Source organism: Shigella sp. FC1967 (genome assembly GCF_001743005.1).
Lineage (GTDB): Bacteria > Pseudomonadota > Gammaproteobacteria > Enterobacterales > Enterobacteriaceae > Proteus.
Window position 1 is genome coordinate 1 of sequence record NZ_MIIZ01000835.1, and the last position, 2,740, is coordinate 2,740.

General features: G+C 34.5%; 4 protein-coding genes. 3 read left to right on the forward strand and 1 reads right to left on the reverse strand.

The features are described from left to right. Positions 1 to 1,248, forward strand: a 1,248-nt coding sequence (locus BHE89_RS14195; protein ID WP_128860564.1) for a cystathionine gamma-synthase family protein, incomplete at its 5' end; no start/stop codon positions are given. Positions 1,249 to 1,313: 65 nt separating this feature from the next. Here the strand turns inward: BHE89_RS14195 and BHE89_RS14200 are convergent. Beyond that, positions 1,314 to 1,871 carry a GNAT family N-acetyltransferase gene (locus BHE89_RS14200; protein ID WP_069367179.1) on the reverse strand — a complete coding sequence of 186 codons (558 nt, stop codon included), beginning with the start codon at positions 1,869 to 1,871 and terminating at the stop codon, positions 1,314 to 1,316. Positions 1,872 to 2,096: 225 nt separating this feature from the next. On the opposite strand from BHE89_RS14200, the gene BHE89_RS14205 reads away from it, so the two are divergent. Continuing rightward, the gene (locus BHE89_RS14205; protein ID WP_128860565.1) at positions 2,097 to 2,360 is read left to right on the forward strand and encodes a hypothetical protein; all 264 of its coding nucleotides are present in this window, start codon (positions 2,097 to 2,099) and stop codon (positions 2,358 to 2,360) included. 8 nt (positions 2,361 to 2,368) lie between these two features. Next, positions 2,369 to 2,677 carry a hypothetical protein gene (locus BHE89_RS14210; RefSeq protein ID WP_128860566.1) on the forward strand — a complete coding sequence of 103 codons (309 nt, stop codon included), beginning with the start codon at positions 2,369 to 2,371 and terminating at the stop codon, positions 2,675 to 2,677. Positions 2,678 to 2,740 lie beyond the last annotated feature (63 nt).

Below are 2,740 nucleotides of genomic sequence, written 5' to 3' on the forward strand. Positions count from 1 at the left end.
GAACATAAACTATCACCAGAAACACTAATGGTGAGTTATGGCTATGATCCATTACTCTCTGAAGGCTCAGTTAAACCACCTGTATTTTTAACATCCACCTTTATTTTTAAAAGTGCCGAAGAGGGGAAAGCTTTTTTTGATACCGTCAGTGGTAGAAAACCTTTACCTGAAGGTGAAAAAGCAGGTTTAGTTTATTCTCGTTTTAATCAACCTAATAGTGAAATTGTTGAAGATAGATTGGCTGTTTATGAAAATACACAATCTTGTGTATTATTTTCATCAGGAATGTCCGCCATCACGACAACATTAATGGCATTAACACAACCAGGTGATGTTATTTTACACTCACAGCCACTTTATGGCGGAACAGAAACATTAATTGCCAAAACACTTGCTAAATTTGGTATTCAAGCAACCCCATTTACTGACGGGTTAAACTTTTCATTGATTCAAGAACACGCAGATAAAGCCCGACAAAAAGGGCGAGTATCTGTTATTTTTGCAGAAACACCTGCGAACCCAACTAATTCATTAGTGGATATTGAAGCATTAAAAAACGTAGCTGACCAATTAGAAAAAACGCAAGGCTATCGTCCTATTATTGTTTGTGATAACACATTACTTGGCCCTGTCTATCAGCATCCAATAGAGCAAGGTGCTGATATCTCCGTTTATTCTTTAACTAAATATGTCGGAGGACACTCAGATTTAGTTGCTGGTGCCGCAATGGGCTCCCGTGAACTAATTAATCAAATCAGATTATTAAGAGGAGCAATAGGGACACAACTGGATCCTCATTCTTGCTGGATGCTAGGCCGTTCTTTAGAAACATTACAAATTAGAATGGAAAAAGCCAATCAGAATGCATTATTAGTTGCAGAGTTTTTACGTGACCATGAAAAAGTAAAAGCAATTCATTATTTACCTTTTGCGGATAAAAATTCTGTTGAAGCCCACGTATTTGCTAAACAATGTACAGGGGCTGGCTCCACTTTCTCATTTGATATTGTGGGTGGAGAAAGTGAAGCTTTTCGTTTTCTTAATGCAATGAAAATTTTTAAACTTGCAGTAAGTCTGGGGGGGACAGAATCTTTAGCCTGCCATCCTGGTTCAACAACACATTCAGGTGTACCAATGACATTACGGCATCGTATTGGTATTCAAGATACTACTATTCGTTTATCTATTGGGATAGAAAATCCACAAGATTTAATTGCTGATTTATCTCAAGCATTAGCAAGTGCTTAATTAAATTGCTGTGTTAATATTTTAAAACACCAGATAATGTGCGCCTCACAATCTGGTGTTTTGTTTTAATAGGTCTGTTTTTGAATATCAATCCACTCATCTTTTGTTAAGCGACAAATATTTTCAACTTTTACTTCATCTAAATATTCCACGTATTGTTCTTCAATAACATGATGGAATCTAAATCCACATTTTTCTTGTGCTTTTTGTGACTTTATATTATCGGCGAAATAGCCACACCATAACTTATCTAAGCCAAGTGTTTGAAAGCTATGCCGACTGATTTCATTTATCGCTTCTGGTATTAATCCTTTGCCCCAAAATGGAACACCAATCCAGTAAGAAACTTCAGCGTCATTATCGCCAATCGAGAAATTACTCTCATTTGCGAAAGATAATCCAATCAACCCAATAGCGAGATCATCATCAATTAACGTAACGGCATAAACTTCATCACGCATAAATAAAGTGCGAATAATTTCGGCACTTTCTTCAACACTTTTATGTACTGGCCAACCTGCAACTGGACCAACGCGTTCATCTTTTGCATATTGATATAAACTTGATGCATCAGAAAGTTTCCATGGACGTAATATCAGTCTTTCTGTTTTTAATATTTTCATTTCAATGACTTCTCTTAATTTTATTAAATATTCTGCAATTTGTCTTATACCTTTAAGGTCTGTGCATTCTAAAGAAAACAACTAAAAAACCGAATGTCATAAAAGAGGTAAAATCGGTACTTTTGAAAACTAATGAAGAGGAAATGCTTGTTATTAAGTTCAAGATCGTGAAAATATAAAAACAGTAAATGGACTAGGTAATAATTAGAAGAGATTAATTGATTTATGTTGAATCAAGTTCTGACACAACTTAATGCATCATCGCAACATGCCATAATCGGTGAAAGCAATATGGCGAATGAAACAGATTATCCTTTACCACTATCTTATATTGTTGTCATGATTTGCTTAGAAGGGAGGGCGATAATCAATATTGGTTTTCAAAAACAAGCGATTAAAGCAAATGATATTCTTATTTTAGGCGATGATATGATGGCTTTTTTTGAGCAAAAAATCAGCAAACTTTCGCTTACTTTATTGTTTTCTTGATAAATCTTTTGCCTCAGAAATTTGCTTATTCTCTTTCTAACTCTCTATTCACGTTTCTCCATGAAAACCCTATTTGCCGCCCACAAAAAGAGCAATATGAAGCCTTAAATAGATGGACTGAGCAGCTAATACATATAGATAACTGCTATTCTGAACACAGAAAATTAATGTTAAAAAACCATTTACAAAATTTCTTTTTTGCGATTACTGAATCAATACCCGTTCATTTTTCTATTGCTAAAAAAGAATTTAGTCGTAAAGAAAAACTTTGCTGGCAGTTTTGGGAGTTAATTGGAAAGTATTGTTTAAAAACATAGAGAGGTGGTTTTTCTATGCAAATAAAACTTTAACATAAACACCTTTTTTATTTTATCGCAAAT